Source organism: Acinetobacter sp. Root1280 (genome assembly GCF_001425285.1).
Classification (GTDB): Bacteria; Pseudomonadota; Gammaproteobacteria; order Pseudomonadales; family Moraxellaceae; genus Acinetobacter; species Acinetobacter guillouiae.
In genome coordinates, this window is the sequence record NZ_LMED01000023.1 from 253205 (window position 1) to 268766 (window position 15562).

A 15562-nucleotide genomic window follows, 5' to 3' on the forward strand; every position below is an offset into this window, starting at 1 on the left:
TAAAAAAAATGACAAGAAATTTTTTACTTTTAATTATATTATTTCCAATTTGGAGATTGACATGAACTTATTCAACCCGCCAAAATATATCAGGCACTTTAAGCCTCGCATAGGAGAACCTAGGTTTGTAATATTATGTTCTTTTGTTTGTTCTGCAAGAAGACAAAAGTTTAGTAAAGATGATGTTTCTAAAATAATTGAAAAATCAAAAAAATTAAACTATGAAAATTTTATTATACTAATTAACTCGCACACAAAATAGACATTATGAATTTAAATACTTTTGAAAATCGACTTTATTATTCTGTAGTTTCAATATGTGGGAATATAACACAAGGAACTGGATTCTTTTTTGAATATACATCATCAAATAAATCCAGGTTTACATTTATTATTACTAACAAACATGTTGTTTCGAATTCTTCTTCTGGTGATATGACTTTATTAGCTTCAAAATATCCCTTTCCTAATAAGGAAATACTTGATGGATATGTTTTCAACATCCATATTCCTACAAATAACTGGGAAAATGGCTGGTTATTTCATCCTGATGAATCAATTGATATTGCTATTATGAATTTCACACCTATTGAAAAAGCCAGTAAAAGTAACGGTGAATTTTGTTTTTATACGTCTTTGTGTAATAAGGATTTTTTACATAGAAATGATCTTAATAATTTTTCAGCTATTGAAGAAATATTAACCGTTGGATACCCGTTTCAGTCAAACAATCATTTGAAACATTTTTATCCTATTGCAAGAAGAGGAGTAACGGCTAGTCCTATTTATCTTAATAAAAATAATGAGACTAAATTTCTCATTGATTCTCAAATTTTTAAGGGTGCAAGTGGAAGCCCTATTTGCCTTAAGAATCAAAAAGATAATAGTTATTATCTAGCTGGATTACTTTGTGGCGCAAAAATAAGAAATGACGATAACACACCATTGAATTTAGGAGAGTGTATTTTTTCAGAGTATATTGAACAAACCATCTTGCACCATCTTGCACCATCTGCCACAACTAGAACATAATTTTATTTAAATCTATTTGTTTAATTAAATATGAGAGACTTTATAATCGTTGTACTAATGGCCTTCAGTAAGAGGGCCTCGCTTCAATCAGTTTTTCTGCATCAGCTGCTTTTACCATTGCGCAATTACTGTAAAGTAACTTGCGAGAATATCACTATGAGCAATACTTTACTCAGTGATTCCACTTCATTTACAGAATCACCACGCTAATCTCCTTCTCACCTCATTCAGATTGTAATCTTGTGCAAATCTATAAGCATGTCCAATCAATTTACTTTTTCTACAATATAGCCTCTAAAGCCTATATACACGTACTATTCAACCAACCAGCCCGCTGTTCATGTAGGTCTCCATTTCTCTTAAAAACATTTCATAGATGCTTGGATATATTTGATTGGTTGCCTTATAAATATTGTAAAATTCAATGAAGCAGTCAGATCGGCAATATAAAGCTCTTGTTTATTCAACTGAATGATTTGAAATTGAATCAGCGCAAGTAAATACTGGCAAGCAATTGATAAATATACATAAACAACACGGGAATGCATAGCAACATGAGTAATAAATTAGAATTCTAAAACTTATGTGAAATGTAGCAACATTCAACAATAAGAAAAAACAATAACTACATTTATAAATTTAAAAAAATAATAATCTTATAAAAATCAACAATATTAAGCCATATTTAGCACTCTATTTTTGGTCTACTATTGTACTGCTTCTTTAATACTCATAATTAGTAGATGAAGAGATAAAAATTAGAAAACCAACCAAAATGGAAATTGTTATAGTTGAAAGGAACTTTCACATTTGTTACATCTTTGAATTTAGAAAGAGATGCGCCCTTACAGCATGGTCATAATACATACTTTGTTATTACCTTTTAATAACCATCATGGTTGATTTTTTGACCATGCTATTAAAGCTTTTTACTCATCAACCATTGCTCAATTTTAATTTTCTGAATTGCTATGCATAACAAAAAGCCTCCATGATAGGAAACTTTTTGCCTTAAAAAAAACCTAGATATTTATGAGGTTTCTAGGACAATGCGATTTCTTCTTAGGGTGTTTAAGAAAGTTAGGGTTCCCACGGCTATTAATATGCCCCAACTAATAATATACCCACCAAATATGTCATTACTGAAGCCAATTAGTGGAACAACCAACACTACGGCAAGTTGATTTGCTGTCATAGCTAGACCTAAGGCAAAGCCTAATTTATCTTTAGGCGCTGTATCCGCAATGTATGACACCCATGGTCCATACCAGCCAACAGCAAAAAAACCAAGCCATGCCATTAGCGCCATTAAAATGTATTTATTTTCAAAATTGAAAATTAGAAATACTAGCAAACCTAGTACCGAAAACCCAATGCAACATAACACTTGAATATATCTATTAGTTTTTGATCTATCGCTCCATGACGCTAGAACAATACGGCCCACTACACCGAACGTCAAACAGATAAATAGCAACAAAGAGCTGAACTCCGTAGTAAATTTCATATCCATATAAAAGTAGGAAATCATATAAACTACAATGCTATATTGCACAGAAGTCAAAAAAGCCCCAGATAGCATAATATTAAACATCCATGGCTCTTTAAACATCACTAATCGCGACTTAATTGTACTCAGTAAGTTGATCTCTTTTTTAACAATCTTCCGCTCTGTTTTTTCTTTATAGAAGAAGAAGAAAAGTGCAGCTCCAAAAATTGTTACACAGCCTGCGAAAATAAATGCGCCATGCCAGCCATATCGAATAGCAAAGAATGGCAACGTTAAACTAGCTAAAGCTCCACCCAAGGGTAAACCAGCCTGCCTAATTCCCATTGCCAAACCCAGTTGATTTTTTGGAAACCAAGTTGAAACAGCTTTTGCGCCACCCGGTTGTGCTGAGCTATATCCAAAACCAAGTAAAAAAAGTAAAATCAACAAAGAAAAGTAACTATTAAAGAAGGTAGTTAATAGTAGAGTGAAGCCCACCAAGAAGACTCCGATACTAACGACATAACGCTCATTGTAACGATCCAAAAGCTCTCCCGCGATTAACAATCCTGCTAATGGGGCTAATTGTGCTGAAGAAACCAATAAACCTATCTGCAAAGAAGATAGATTTAAATCTTCTTGCAGAATAGGAGCAATTGCACCAAGACCTTGCACAAAAAAACATGCGCAAGCTTGTGTTATCGTGGCAACAATTAATATTGCCCATTTATATTTATCAAGAGAAGTATTATCCACTTGTCATCCTATTGAAACCCGTTATTAAAATATGGCCTATGAAAATGTTCATCATCCATAATAGAGGTGCAAAACACAAATTTACCTTTATTCGGATTAGATAATTTGCCATATAGGTTTTCATGAAGTTGATTTACGATTTTGAAAGCGGGATCCACCCAATGAGTAACGTTAGATAATATATTTTTCAATTCCAATTGAAGGCTTGGAAAATGAGTACAACCTAAAATAACAACATCTATTTTCTCAATCTCTGCTTGTGATAAATCTTTTAAGAGTAACTTGTGAATATCATCAACTGTCACAACTTCATTTCTCGATTTTTTTTCCGCAAATTTAACCAACTCTGCCACACCAACTTTATGAAAAATATAATCACTGCCATTTAACTCATTGGATTCATTTTTCACATATTGGCTTTCAATGGTATTTGGGGTAGCAATTAATAATACATTTTTGCATTTTGATAGGCTAAATGCCTCCTTTATAGGAGGCAGTATTCGCATGCATGGAATATGTAAGTTGTTAATAAAATCATCAGAAACTAGTGTTGAAGCAGTGTTACAGGCCACTATAAATCCAATTGGCTTAAATACCTTAATCGCCTGCTTAATCAGCTTTGTCACACGATCCTTTAGTACTAAAACGTCCTTATTTCCATAAGGAAAGAACTCGCTATCAGCAATATAGATAATATCCGCATTGTGAAACTTTGCCTCTAAATGCTTTGAGATTGATAACCCACCAACACCAGAATCAAATACAAGAATCTTAGGGGTTGAGCTCTCATGATGAGAGATCGACATTCCAGCTGAATTGTAAAAAAAGATGTTATCATCATTATAAAAAACGTTGCTTTTCATGGCAGTAGCCTCATGCAACAATTGATCTGCTACTATTTGTTGCCCGTAAGCCACGAGATTTTTTAAGATCAGAAGCAAAAACTACTCGTGCCAACCAGCGTGCATTATCACCAAAAAACGGTTCATACTTATCACGTGCATGTGCACAACGAAAGTTATCTACAAAAATACAATCAGTTGCACCTAGAACCACCGCATTTTTATTTGCCACTAAATGATCTAAAACTTTATTCACCGCATTAATTTCCTCTTGATTATTTTTATCAAGTTTTAATGATGCAGCATTGATACGTATGTATGGATTATCTCGTGAACCGAAAAGGATCGCTTGTGCATCTTCTTCAATAACATCTACAGCCTCATGAATAGGATTGTGTGAAATAAAGAAGCGATCTTGGAAAAGAATATCTTTTTCTTGGTCTGTTAGCTGAATACCATCAATACAAGATACCGTAGTTGGAGCTTGCTCTTCGTTGCGCATACATACTAAACCTAGAAATTCAGCACGCGAGGGGTGGAATGCATCTTCAACATGGAATCCAAAATCTTGATTTGATCCACTACTTGAATTCGCAACATTTTGAAGTTCTTTAAAAGGGATAATGTTATTGTATACACTCCCTCCACGCTGTGAAGTAAATCCAATACCTTCACCTAATAATGAGCCATATAGACCTAATAGAATTTTGGCATCATTAAGTTGATAACCTTGCTCCAATTCAATAAGTTTAGTTGGCGTAGGTTGCTCCTGACTTAAGACAGGATTATTAGATATATGCAATGCAGCATAACTTTCATGGCGCTTAAACTTATAAAGCTCTTCGCGCAGTGATCGCGGTAATTCATGTGAAAATATAGGCGCTTGTTCTAAGAACTGATATTGATCAGTTAATTTACAATCGTTAATAATATGGTCTAATAGCTGTTTAATCTGAATAGACTCTTCTTTGTTTGGTGAAATTGTTTTTACAATTGTCATTTTTTTAACCCTCTTTACTTTAATTATTCTTACTTAATGTAAGGTCAATTGACTGTAATAATATTTGCTTAATACAATGTCTTTTGACAGAGGGAATATATATTTTTACCAAACGGTAAAATATTAAAACTTACACTTTATATACATTTCTACTAAATTTTGATAATTTATCTTCCAAGCCCAAATAAATTTTCAGATAGTTTCAGCCTTGACACAATATGAAAGAAAAGCCTAGGTCTAAATCAATTTTTTTTGTTAGATATTGCCGTTGTATACCTATATTTGGAAAGTCAGGTAAACTCATTCCTAGCTTATATCTTTTTTAACGTAAAATGACATCGCCTAGAAACTAGATGTATAAACAAGAACATAACTGTAACGAGGAATTCGGGTGATGCTAGAAACAGAGCGTCTCATACTTAGACAATGGCAAGAAAGTGATTACCTGCCTTTTATTAAAATGGGTAAAGATCCTGAAGTAATGAAATATTTTCCCAACAATCTTACTGAAGATGCGAGTCTTAAAATAATTCAAACAGTTACAGAAATTATTAATAAGAATAAATGGGGAATTTGGGCTGTAGAATTAAAAGAGAATCATAAATTTATTGGGTTTATAGGTCTGCATAATCAACCTCTACAATTTGATTTTTCACCTTGCGTGGAAATTGCTTGGCGTTTAGCAAAAGAATATTGGAACAAAGGTTATGCAACTGAAGGAGCTAGAGCTGTTTTAGAATATGCTTTTAATGTATTGCACCTAGATAAGGTCGTTTCATTTACAGCCAGCATCAATAAACCATCAGAATCAGTAATGAAAAAAATAGGTATGACAAAAATTAACGTGTTTAATCATCCCGAATTTTCTTCGGCTCCAGATCTTGAAAAACATATTTTATATGAAATATCTAAACCTGATTTAGCGTAATGGGCAATATGCGAATTAACCTCACTCAGAGGGCTATGCTTCATTTAATTTTTCTTTATCGATTCGCTCTGCATCAGCTCGATCTTCCGTTTTTGTATATTCTCTGACGCAATAGCTGAGTACGCTTGATTTAATTTCAATGTACTCAGTTTTGGCTTTACAGGTAGCACCAGACAAACGACCATTTACAACTTTGAGTTGCTTTGGCAGACTGTCAGCACTGGCATTAGCAAGATGACTATCAGACTCAATTTATTTAATTTTGGCATTATAGTTTTGTTCCGCTTTTAATTACTGTTCAGACCATTGTTTCTCTTTGATTGCTAAGTCTGCTTAGGGTAGCCACCCTAAATCATTTACTTAAACACCTAATATCTATAGACATTCCTTATAACTCATTGTAAAACTTTTCAAAAACTCACCTTGAGCATTATTTAATTGATAAACAATATTGCCTTGTGTTGTTTTTTTAAATACTTCAGACTCAAATAAATCGCTTTTACTACAGATGTTGTTTTTGGTCAGATTTTTATATTTGTTTTCATCAAATTTCTCGGTTAGATCTTCTGTAGACTCAATCCCCTTTAAATCAGATACAAGCAACAATCCATTGCTAGTTAACCTAATTCTAGAAATGTTTGTTAAATCATCTGATTGATTGGGCTTAATGTTCGAAAAATTGTGATTAATCACTTTGACTAAGCCATTGTACAGTTCGAGATTAATAATATTGAATTGATCATCAACTGCACCAACTTGCAAAAAAGGTTCGTCTAATGGGCTCTGCGCTTTCAATTCAGCACACAGTAAAAAACTGAATATAAACAATAAATATCGCAACTTGGTTCTCCTCATCAACAATCCAGCCGTTGAAGTAAAACACTGCAAATACAAGTTTAAGTTAATATATAACGATTGCTAGATTCACTATACCTATAAACGGTCACAAACTTGTTGGTACTCACTGTCTATATCCCTCCTTTATCCATTAAAAGAAAAAGTGAGATAACTGCATAGGTTTAAAATTAATTCTTTCAAATACTAAAAAGCTCATCTTTCGATGAGCTTAGATCTAAAAATTATGAGTTGTTCCACTCACTAGATTGAACACCCAACTCATCATCACCCGTCATCAGAACTGCTGTTAAAATTGGAACTGCTAAAATAACAGGGAAAAGCACAATCCATAGATCAATGGATAGCTGATTCGAAAAAACAAAATGAATCACGATCGCGATTAAAACCAGTATTCCAAACAAAATACTTGCGAATCGAGTGGCAAATTTTAAAAGCATTTTTTATTCCCCTTGTAATTAAAAATTTTTACTCTATTTACTCTCATAGTTATGTCCTATTTTTAGAAATTAAGCAAAGCACTTTGAGGTAAAACAGCCTCTCTTTTGAGGTATATTTACAAAAACCATAAAAAATATATGGATTTCTATAAAACTTAGTACTTTTTGTAGTTTTTATCTTTTTCCTTATGTCTGTTATGAATGAAAATTTCGCTTTTAAGTGATTAGATTTTCTCTTCAGATAGCTTGATATAGGCAAATAAGTTGAATTCCAAAATGAACTCTTTTTAGCCAAGTTTTTTGCGACTTTTCGAAATCGACATAATGAATATCAATAGCTGGATGAATCACGGATCATATTGATCAACGCCTTAAGTGTAGTGGATACATGACGATAGCCTGGATAATAAAGGCTAAGACCACGATAGACTGGGCTAAACTTTTCCAAAACGATACTTAATTGCTGATTTTCCACAGCATTTTTTACCAAATGATCAGGTACAAATGCGATACCAATACCATCTATTGCAGCATCAACCATTAATGTTTGATCTGTAAGTGTTAATGGCCCTTTGACATCTATCTTTTCAATAATGCCATTCATATCAAATTCCCAGCGAAAAATTAAGCCACTATCAAAACGGAAACGAATGCAATCATGTTCATAAAGATCATGCGGAACAAGTGGCGTAGAATTTTTTAATAAATAGTCTGGGGATGCGACAGCAACAAAGCGTGCGGTTTCAGTCAAACGGATTGCAACCATTTCTTTAGGTATATCGTCTGCAAGGCGTATGCCTGCATCAAAATTTTCTTCAACGATATTGGTTAATTTACCATCGCAAACAATATCTAAATGAACCAATGGATAGTGTTGTAAGAACTTTTTAAGAATGGGTTTTAAAACCAACCTAACCGCCCCTTCACTGGCATTAATTCTAAGTACACCACTCGGCTGATCTCTAAAATCATCTAAATGATTTAGCGCATTTGAAATATTTTCCATGGATGGTCGAAGTGAATGAACCAATTGGATTCCGGCATCAGTCAAAGAAACACTGCGTGTGGTTCGATTGAAAAGCCGAACATTTAAGCGGCTTTCCAAACCTTTTATGGCATGACTAATTGCTGAGGGTGTGACGTTTAACTCAACCGAAGCTGCACGGAAGTTTCGATGAGAGGCCACAGATAAAAAAATTGTTAAAGCAAAGAGTTCACCGCTTTTCAATTGATGAGCCATTTTCACTATTCTATAAAGTTTTATGAGATTGTTCTCAATAATATATTTATATAGGCTGAATGGGTACTCAAAATTAATGACGATAAGGAAAATTACAATGCCCAAACATGGTAACTATGCTGTAGAAAAAATAACATTTGATTCACATGGTGATGCAGTGGTTGGCGATTTATATAAGCCAAATACCGATGGAAAACTCCCCGCTGTTATTATTCTTGGGCCATATTCTTTTCAAAAAGAACAGGCACCCACTCAGTATGCGACACGTTTAGCAGATGAAGGCTTTATCACCCTCGCATTTGATCCAAGAACTGTTGGTGAGAGCCAAGGCATGCCACGTCGCCTTGAAAATCCAAAAATGAAAAATGAAGATGTCATTGCTGCAATTGATTACATCTTTACCCGTAACGATGTCGATACCGATAAAATATTTCTATTAGGGGTTTGCCAAGGTGGACCTGAAATGCTGGATATCGCCTCTTATGAAGAGCGTGTCAAAGCCGTTGTTTCTGTTACTGGATATTATCGAGATAGAGAAACTGATTTATTTATGCTTGCGGCAGGTGTTACGGAAAATCCATTTGATGTTGAATCTGCACCAACGATCGAAGAATTAGAAGCCTTATTAGCAATCCGTTTAAAGAAAGCACAGGATGCCAAAGTTCTTTATGAAACAACAGGTGAAGTTATCTATCAACCATTAGTTTCCCCAGACCTCGGTGATCGTGTCAAAGGCTCGAATGCAGGTTTACCTGGCCCAATTATATGGAGCTGGTATGGAGCATGGACGCTAAAAAACTGGGAGAATCGTTATGCAATTATGAGTGATCTTGATCATTTTTCTTATTCAACTGTAGCTGGCGTTGCAAAACTAAATAAACCCGCGCTTATCATTCATTCTGATACCTGTATGAATCCAGCAGCGGCTCGACGTCATTTTGATTCAATTCCAACATCAGATAAAAAGCTTATCTGGGAAAATGGAACCAATCATTTCCAGTATTACGAGCAACCCGATATTGTAGATAGAACAGTTGCACATGCGACAGATTGGTTTTATCAACATCAAAATTAAGATCGAATGCCTTTAGTCGGATATGAAAAGAAAGCACTTTTATCACTCTAATGACAACCAGTTAAGCGATATTAAGTTTTGTAATGGAAAACTCCTTCCTTTAGCAAAGGTAAGAAGTATCCATTTGTGAAGGGAGCGGATTTAAAAATTCTTTATCATTTCCTTGCCGGCTTAGACAGCATCTTTTCAGTGTCCGTTTCTACCTTAAGTTTTACGATTGCCGTATCCATATTAAAAAAACCACCGAATCGGTGGTTTTTCATTAAAATTAATGCACTGCTTCTGCTGAAGACTCTTTATGATCATCATCTTTGGTTTTGGCTAAATTTTTACCCTTGGTTTTTTGAGGATTATTTTTATGTGACTGATAGTAGCAAGCAATTGCAATTCCAGTCCCTAATAATGCTACGGTCTTTAACATGATATACCTCATACTGAATTGAATAACGTCTATTAGGAATAACATTAAATTTCTAATAAAGTATTTCGATATGTGAGTTATGCAAGTTTATGTGAAGCTTTATTACATTTGATTTCAAAGATTCAGATAAATCATCTAAATTTCAGTGTTATGGCTGATTTAAAGTATTTCGGTATTTAACCAAACAGTCACATGGTAAGTTTTTATTATGAGATTTTAATTCCAGCTTAATCATTCTAAAACCATCTAATATTCATCAATCAACACTGATCAAAAATCCTTCTTTAATTTTTGATATCTTTTATATTCGTTCACCCATATAAAAAGCCCATCTTACGATGAGCTTTTCTAAAACATTCATTATGATTTATACCGCAATACGATAAAGTTGATTTTGATTAAGATAGAAAGATGAACCATCAATATTAAATTGACGATCGTCACCAGATTCTAATTCAATCTTTTTCCCTACTTCGACCCAACTCATACCAGTACGGTTGCTTTGTTGTCTTTTTAAAGGAACGATCTTTACGCGAATTTCATCGCCATTTACTGCAGAGGCTATTGTCCAGCCATTTAAAATATTCATTTTTTCACTCAATTGTTTTGAGCTTTTGCAAACAGAGAAGTATTTAACTATTAAGACCAACAGATATATTTTTGGAACTAACGATAAGAAGGCATCTAACCTTAATTTAAACTTTTGATATTTACATCAGCTTGATATTGCAGAAGTCAGAGTTGAAGCCAACCTTCAAGTCTTGCTTATATATTAAGCACATCTGCTTTAGTATTTTTCATAGTACGCTAATTTAACAGATTATGCAACTTAAATAACATTTGATTATTTTAAATTAAAAGTTCCTATTTATAAAATCAATTTGTGATGTTTATGTACAGGCCTATATTTAGGGATTATTTATATCACCATTTAAAACAACACAATACAAATATTTGATATTTTTATAAATATATTTTGTCGATATAAACTCAGTTTAGCCAACATATCTCCACATATGGCTCTCACAACTACCTTAGTGTAAGTGGATTAAAAGGCTATTATCCAGACTCACTTAACAATTTGAGAAGATTATAATGTCATTTAAAAGTTTTTCACAAAATTCAGCTCAAGCAAATTCAGATACTAAAAACGTTGAGCAAACTCCGCCTAAAGACGCGCCACAACCAACTCCTGGTGCTACACCACCTAATCCAAATCAGGACAATAAAGAGGTTAAGCAACCTGATACAAATAAGCCTAAATAACACAAAGGTCTTTTGAAATTTCATAAATAGCTTACCCTGTAGGCTAAAAATGAACAGATCTTAAAGCTTAATCTATAAAAACTTACCGATGTTTGGTAAGTTTTTTTCGTTGTTGGTTATATAAATTCAGACGTTAACTACTAAAATATTCAGCTTTCTCAATGACGTAAAAAAGCCCACAATAGTGCGGGCTTTTTAGATCGGCATGCTGCGATCTCATGCTCAGCGTTAACTGCTTAGGTTTTAAATCTATTTAGAGGGAATACGCAATTCCTGTAACAACCTAAACACTTCCGTTTCGCTTACGGATTCGATCAAAGCTAAGTTAACACAGATCAGCAGATGAAAGCGGATAAAATATATTTGATTACGCTTTATTTAATAAAGTTTCGCCACACTCAATTCAAATCGTGAGTTTGTATAAATATAAAGCCAAAGTTCTCAGTAAAACTTAGAATACCAGCACTCTTTCAAATCCAACAAATTATTTAATTAATTGATTTTAAATAATAATACATTACTATTATCAACATTTAAAAACCCCTACTCTGCACTTTACAAAGAATCGTTTATTTTAATTTTAACCATCTACTGTAAAACCATCAAAAAACCAATGATCTCAAAGAAGATCAGTCATGCTTAGCCTACAAAGCGTAAGCCCACACCTGGTTCAGTCACAATATATTTGGGTTGTACCGCATTATCATTCAGTTTTCCACGCAATTTGGCCACCAAAATTCTTAAATAATGGGTATCTTCCTGATGAGTTGGTCCCCATAAATCACTGAGAATTTGTGGTTGAGTAATCAACTGCCCCTTATGTTGGGCCAATAAAGTCAGCAATTGATATTCCTTACGTGTCAGTGAAATCAGTTGTTGGTTAAGAAATACCTGTCTTTGGGCAAAATCAATTTTTAAAAAACCATCATCAAAAAAAGCGGATTCCACAGCAACGTTTTGAAATTGTCTGAGTAATACGCGGATACGCGCCATAAGCTCCTGAACACTAAAAGGTTTCGTCACATAATCATTGGCGCCAGCATCCAGTAATTTGACTTTCTCCTCTTCATTAGAACGAACCGACAAAACAATCACAGGGACATGCGACCACGCTCGCAACTCAGATAAGACTTCTAGACCATCTAAATCAGGCAGTCCTAAATCTAAAATAATTAAATCAGCGCCTTGTAAAGCCAAAAGCTCTAAGCCCTTTTGACCATTTTCGGCCAGTAGGGTTTTATAGCCTTGTGCTCTAAGTGCAATATCGAGAAACTTACGAATTTGAGTTTCATCATCAATAATCAATACATTGGTCATGGAACTTGTCGATACATTGTGTTCTGGCATGCTATTTCCTAAAATCAATATGTGCACTTATCCAATCTGCTGAATCGGCAATTGCATACGGATGCAGGTGCCTTGATTATTCTTGGCTGAAGATGCCGAAATTTTACCCATATGCGCACCAATAATGGCTTTAACAATGGTTAAGCCCAATCCCGTACCATACTGCCCACGATCGCCACGTTCCATAGTATAGAACATATCAAAAATTCGCTCTCGTTCATCTTCTGGGATACCCAAACCTTGATCGCTAATCGAAATTTCAATTTCGTTTTCATTGAGTTGTAGAACTTTAATGCTGACTGCTTTATGCTCTGGTGAAAACTTGGCTGCATTTTCCAATACATTAAAAATCGCTTGTTCGATCAAAGCCGCATGCACAAATAGGCTCAAGGTTTGCTCTGGTAAATCAACCTCAACAAGACTATGCGGCATATAGCGTTTTAAACGGCGTACCGCTGAACCAATCAATTCATCGACACCAATCCAATCTCGTTTAAGACTTAAACCTTCATGCCCTAGCCGTGTCATATCCAATAAATTCTGAATATAACGATCCAGTCGTTCGCCTTCCAAATGAATGGCTTCCAATAAGCTGTCTTGATCTTGTTCATCCATCGAATGCCGATAATTACTCAAAGTATCAGCTGCACCAATCATAGAGGCTAAAGGTGAACGTAAATCATGAGAGACGGAGGATAACAAGGCCGAACGCAATCTCTCGGTTTCTGAACTGACATTGGCGATTTCCAATGCTTTAGTGAGTTGGGTTCGAGAAATTGCTTGAGCAATATATTCAACCATGGTTTCAGTCAGTTGCTTCTGTTCAGTATTTAAAACCGATACATTTTTAAGAAACTTAACCCCGACCACACCAAAACACTGTTTAGACGCCAATAATGGTAAAAACCACCAATCATTTTCAGTCAAGGTTTGGGTAAACCGTCCCGATGGTTGATGGTTCTTAAATGTCCAATCTGCTGAAATTTTTTCTTTATTGTTAATAACCTCAAGCGATGAGGTTGATGATTCTGGGAAATAAAACCAGATTTCGGCATTTAAATTTTTACTTAAACTATTTTCTGCAATCTCCTGCACTTGTTTTAAATCGATCGCGGTAGACAGTTTTTGACCTAAATCCTGCATAATGCTGTTATAACTATTTGCAGTCTTTAAAGCCGTTACCTGTTCTCTCAGTCTCGATGCCAAACGGCTTGAAATCAGTGCAGCGCCAAGGAAAGCAACCACGGTAATCACACCCTGATGTGCAGAAATTTGTAAGGTAAATTTGGGTGAAATAAAGAAAAAGTTATAAGCAAAAAAGAACAACAGCGCTGAAAGCACAGCGGCCAGCATTCGTGTTTTAGATGCCACAAAAACCACAGCGGTGATAAAAATCACCGAAAGCTCTTCAATCCCTAAATACTTTTCACCTAAACTGGCAATCACAATACTGATCATAGTGGTGGATAACACATAAAACATTTCTCTTAAACTTAGAAATGAATGCGTATCTTGAAAAAATGATTGCTGACGATGTTCTGCAAGAATTGGGACGATACTCAATTCAAAACTTGGCTGGTATTTAAGTAATTGATCAACAAAATTTACGACACCCAATGCAAAGGTCTTACGATGTGATTGTGCCAATACCAAAGTTGAAATCCCTCGATCCATCACATAATCAAACAGCGTTTTTGCATGTTGCTGACCATAAAGGATTTCAGTCATTCCACCCAATTGACGGGTGAGGTTTAAAGCCCGTTCAATTTCTCGACTGGATAAATTGTCTTGTTTTTCGGTTATTTTTGAATCTTTAGAAAAGACCACCACCGTCCAGTTTGCCTGACGATTTTCAGCAATACGACAACCTGCGCGAACTAGAGCCTCTGCCTGTCCATTGCCCTCAATCATAATTAAAATATGATTTTTTAAAGGAATGGGGGCAAGCCCTTGTATAGCAAAATTTTCTCGAACATCGGTATCGACATGACTAGCAACCGTCTGCATTGCCAATTCACGCAATGCGGTCAGATTTGAACTGTTGAAGAATCTTTGCAAAGCTTGTTCAGCTTGCTCAGGTACATAGACTTTGCCCTGATTTAAACGCTCAAGTAATTCATTAACTGGTAAATCAATTAATCGAATATCACGGATCCGTTCAAAGACCCGATCAGGTACGGTTTCAGTCACCCGAATACCCGTAATTTGATAGACCACATCATTTAAACTTTCGAGATGCTGAATATTCATTGTGGTAAATACATCAATACCCGCATCCAGTAATTCATTAATATCTTGCCAACGTTTTTCATGACGACTATTTGGCATATTGCTATGCGCAAATTCATCTACTAAAACAATACTGGGTTTGCTTGCCAGCACAGCATCAAGATCCATTTCTTCAAGAGAATGTCCTTGATACTCAATTGCCTTTCTTGGAATGATCACCAAACCTGAGATGAGGTTTTCAGTTTCAATGCGACCATGGGTTTCAACATAGCCGATCACAATGTTGATCCCTTGCAAAGCCAGTTCGTGCGCGCGCACTAACATTGCAAAAGTCTTCCCCACACCGGGTGCAGCACCTAAAAATATAGTGAGGCGCCCAGATTGATAACGCTGAGTGTGTTGCAGTAAAACATCTGCTTTATTATTTCTATAATCGCTCATCGTCGTCTGCTTGTTTAAAAATTACATCACTGTGGTGTTTCTTTACGACCATTCAATACAGCAAAAAACACAGGCCAGCAAAGAAACACAGTCGTTTGATTCAACTTGAAATATCTACGATCTAAAGCAAAAGAGAGAATATTGTAAATTTATACGAAAATAAAATCCCAATAATGCCCGCTTTTCAACAATCATAGAGAA

General features: G+C 35.0%; 14 protein-coding genes. 4 read left to right on the plus strand and 10 right to left on the minus strand.

Translation table 11 applies throughout. The annotated features are described in order from the left end of the window. The first annotated feature begins 267 nt into the window (after positions 1-267). Positions 268-1032 (plus strand): trypsin-like peptidase domain-containing protein, encoded by a 765-nt coding sequence (locus ASC84_RS15180; RefSeq protein ID WP_056516207.1) that lies wholly within the window; start codon positions 268-270, stop codon positions 1030-1032. Positions 1033-2062: 1030 nt separating this feature from the next. Here the strand turns inward: ASC84_RS15180 and ASC84_RS15185 are convergent. From ASC84_RS15185 to ASC84_RS15195, 3 genes are read right to left on the minus strand one after another with little or no spacing between them, the layout of a single operon-like run. Then, entirely contained in the window at positions 2063-3277 is a 1215-nt protein-coding gene (locus tag ASC84_RS15185) for an MFS transporter (RefSeq protein ID WP_056516210.1), read from the minus strand. A gap of 8 nt (positions 3278-3285) precedes the next feature. After that, positions 3286-4140 (minus strand): glutamate racemase, encoded by an 855-nt coding sequence (gene murI / locus ASC84_RS15190; protein ID WP_056516213.1) that lies wholly within the window; start codon positions 4138-4140, stop codon positions 3286-3288. 10 nt (positions 4141-4150) lie between these two features. Further along, positions 4151-5119, minus strand: coding sequence for a hypothetical protein (locus ASC84_RS15195; RefSeq protein WP_056516216.1), 969 nt, complete (start codon positions 5117-5119; stop codon positions 4151-4153). A gap of 394 nt (positions 5120-5513) precedes the next feature. Here ASC84_RS15195 and ASC84_RS15200 point away from each other — a divergent pair, with 394 nt between their 5' ends. Further along, the gene (locus ASC84_RS15200) at positions 5514-6047 is read left to right on the plus strand and encodes a GNAT family N-acetyltransferase (RefSeq protein WP_056516219.1); all 534 of its coding nucleotides are present in this window, start codon (positions 5514-5516) and stop codon (positions 6045-6047) included. A 375-nt stretch (positions 6048-6422) separates the two neighbouring features. On the opposite strand, the gene ASC84_RS15205 is transcribed toward ASC84_RS15200, so the two are convergent. The 3 genes from ASC84_RS15205 to ASC84_RS15215 form a co-directional block, all read right to left on the minus strand. Continuing rightward, positions 6423-6887 carry a hypothetical protein gene (locus ASC84_RS15205; protein ID WP_227515162.1) on the minus strand — a complete coding sequence of 155 codons (465 nt, stop codon included), beginning with the start codon at positions 6885-6887 and terminating at the stop codon, positions 6423-6425. A gap of 239 nt (positions 6888-7126) precedes the next feature. Then, positions 7127-7342, minus strand: a complete 216-nt coding sequence (locus ASC84_RS15210; protein ID WP_056516225.1) for a hypothetical protein — start codon at positions 7340-7342, stop codon at positions 7127-7129. Between the two features lie 331 nt (positions 7343-7673). Beyond that, positions 7674-8582, minus strand: coding sequence for a LysR family transcriptional regulator (locus ASC84_RS15215; protein WP_056516227.1), 909 nt, complete (start codon positions 8580-8582; stop codon positions 7674-7676). Positions 8583-8679: 97 nt separating this feature from the next. Here ASC84_RS15215 and ASC84_RS15220 point away from each other — a divergent pair, with 97 nt between their 5' ends. Continuing rightward, positions 8680-9657, plus strand: coding sequence for an alpha/beta hydrolase (locus ASC84_RS15220; RefSeq protein WP_056516230.1), 978 nt, complete (start codon positions 8680-8682; stop codon positions 9655-9657). A gap of 268 nt (positions 9658-9925) precedes the next feature. On the opposite strand, the gene ASC84_RS22945 is transcribed toward ASC84_RS15220, so the two are convergent. Further along, positions 9926-10078 carry a hypothetical protein gene (locus ASC84_RS22945; protein ID WP_004819938.1) on the minus strand — a complete coding sequence of 51 codons (153 nt, stop codon included), beginning with the start codon at positions 10076-10078 and terminating at the stop codon, positions 9926-9928. 367 nt (positions 10079-10445) lie between these two features. Further along, the gene (locus ASC84_RS15225) at positions 10446-10667 is read right to left on the minus strand and encodes a hypothetical protein (RefSeq protein WP_056516232.1); all 222 of its coding nucleotides are present in this window, start codon (positions 10665-10667) and stop codon (positions 10446-10448) included. A gap of 506 nt (positions 10668-11173) precedes the next feature. Between ASC84_RS15225 and ASC84_RS22950 the strand changes: the two genes are divergently transcribed. Then, the gene (locus tag ASC84_RS22950; RefSeq protein WP_171252547.1) at positions 11174-11344 is read left to right on the plus strand and encodes a hypothetical protein; all 171 of its coding nucleotides are present in this window, start codon (positions 11174-11176) and stop codon (positions 11342-11344) included. Positions 11345-11983: 639 nt separating this feature from the next. Here ASC84_RS22950 and ASC84_RS15230 read toward each other — a convergent pair. Then, positions 11984-12691 carry a response regulator gene (locus ASC84_RS15230; protein WP_004722101.1) on the minus strand — a complete coding sequence of 236 codons (708 nt, stop codon included), beginning with the start codon at positions 12689-12691 and terminating at the stop codon, positions 11984-11986. Between the two features lie 27 nt (positions 12692-12718). Beyond that, the gene (locus ASC84_RS15235) at positions 12719-15361 is read right to left on the minus strand and encodes a sensor histidine kinase KdpD (protein ID WP_056516235.1); all 2643 of its coding nucleotides are present in this window, start codon (positions 15359-15361) and stop codon (positions 12719-12721) included. Positions 15362-15562: the final 201 nt, after the last annotated feature.

Coding starts and splice junctions, on each gene's coding strand:
- ASC84_RS15230 (WP_004722101.1), bottom strand. CDS start 12,691: ATGCCAGAACACAATGTATCGACAAGTTCCATGACCAATGTATTGATT.
- ASC84_RS15195 (WP_056516216.1), bottom strand. CDS start 5,119: ATGACAATTGTAAAAACAATTTCACCAAACAAAGAAGAGTCTATTCAG.
- ASC84_RS15210 (WP_056516225.1), bottom strand. CDS start 7,342: ATGCTTTTAAAATTTGCCACTCGATTCGCAAGTATTTTGTTTGGAATA.
- ASC84_RS15180 (WP_056516207.1), top strand. CDS start 268: ATGAATTTAAATACTTTTGAAAATCGACTTTATTATTCTGTAGTTTCA.
- ASC84_RS15200 (WP_056516219.1), top strand. CDS start 5,514: ATGCTAGAAACAGAGCGTCTCATACTTAGACAATGGCAAGAAAGTGAT.
- ASC84_RS22945 (WP_004819938.1), bottom strand. CDS start 10,078: ATGTTAAAGACCGTAGCATTATTAGGGACTGGAATTGCAATTGCTTGC.
- ASC84_RS15220 (WP_056516230.1), top strand. CDS start 8,680: ATGCCCAAACATGGTAACTATGCTGTAGAAAAAATAACATTTGATTCA.
- ASC84_RS15215 (WP_056516227.1), bottom strand. CDS start 8,582: ATGGCTCATCAATTGAAAAGCGGTGAACTCTTTGCTTTAACAATTTTT.
- murI (WP_056516213.1), bottom strand. CDS start 4,140: ATGAAAAGCAACGTTTTTTATAATGATGATAACATCTTTTTTTACAAT.
- ASC84_RS15225 (WP_056516232.1), bottom strand. CDS start 10,667: ATGAATATTTTAAATGGCTGGACAATAGCCTCTGCAGTAAATGGCGAT.
- ASC84_RS22950 (WP_171252547.1), top strand. CDS start 11,174: ATGTCATTTAAAAGTTTTTCACAAAATTCAGCTCAAGCAAATTCAGAT.
- ASC84_RS15235 (WP_056516235.1), bottom strand. CDS start 15,361: ATGAGCGATTATAGAAATAATAAAGCAGATGTTTTACTGCAACACACT.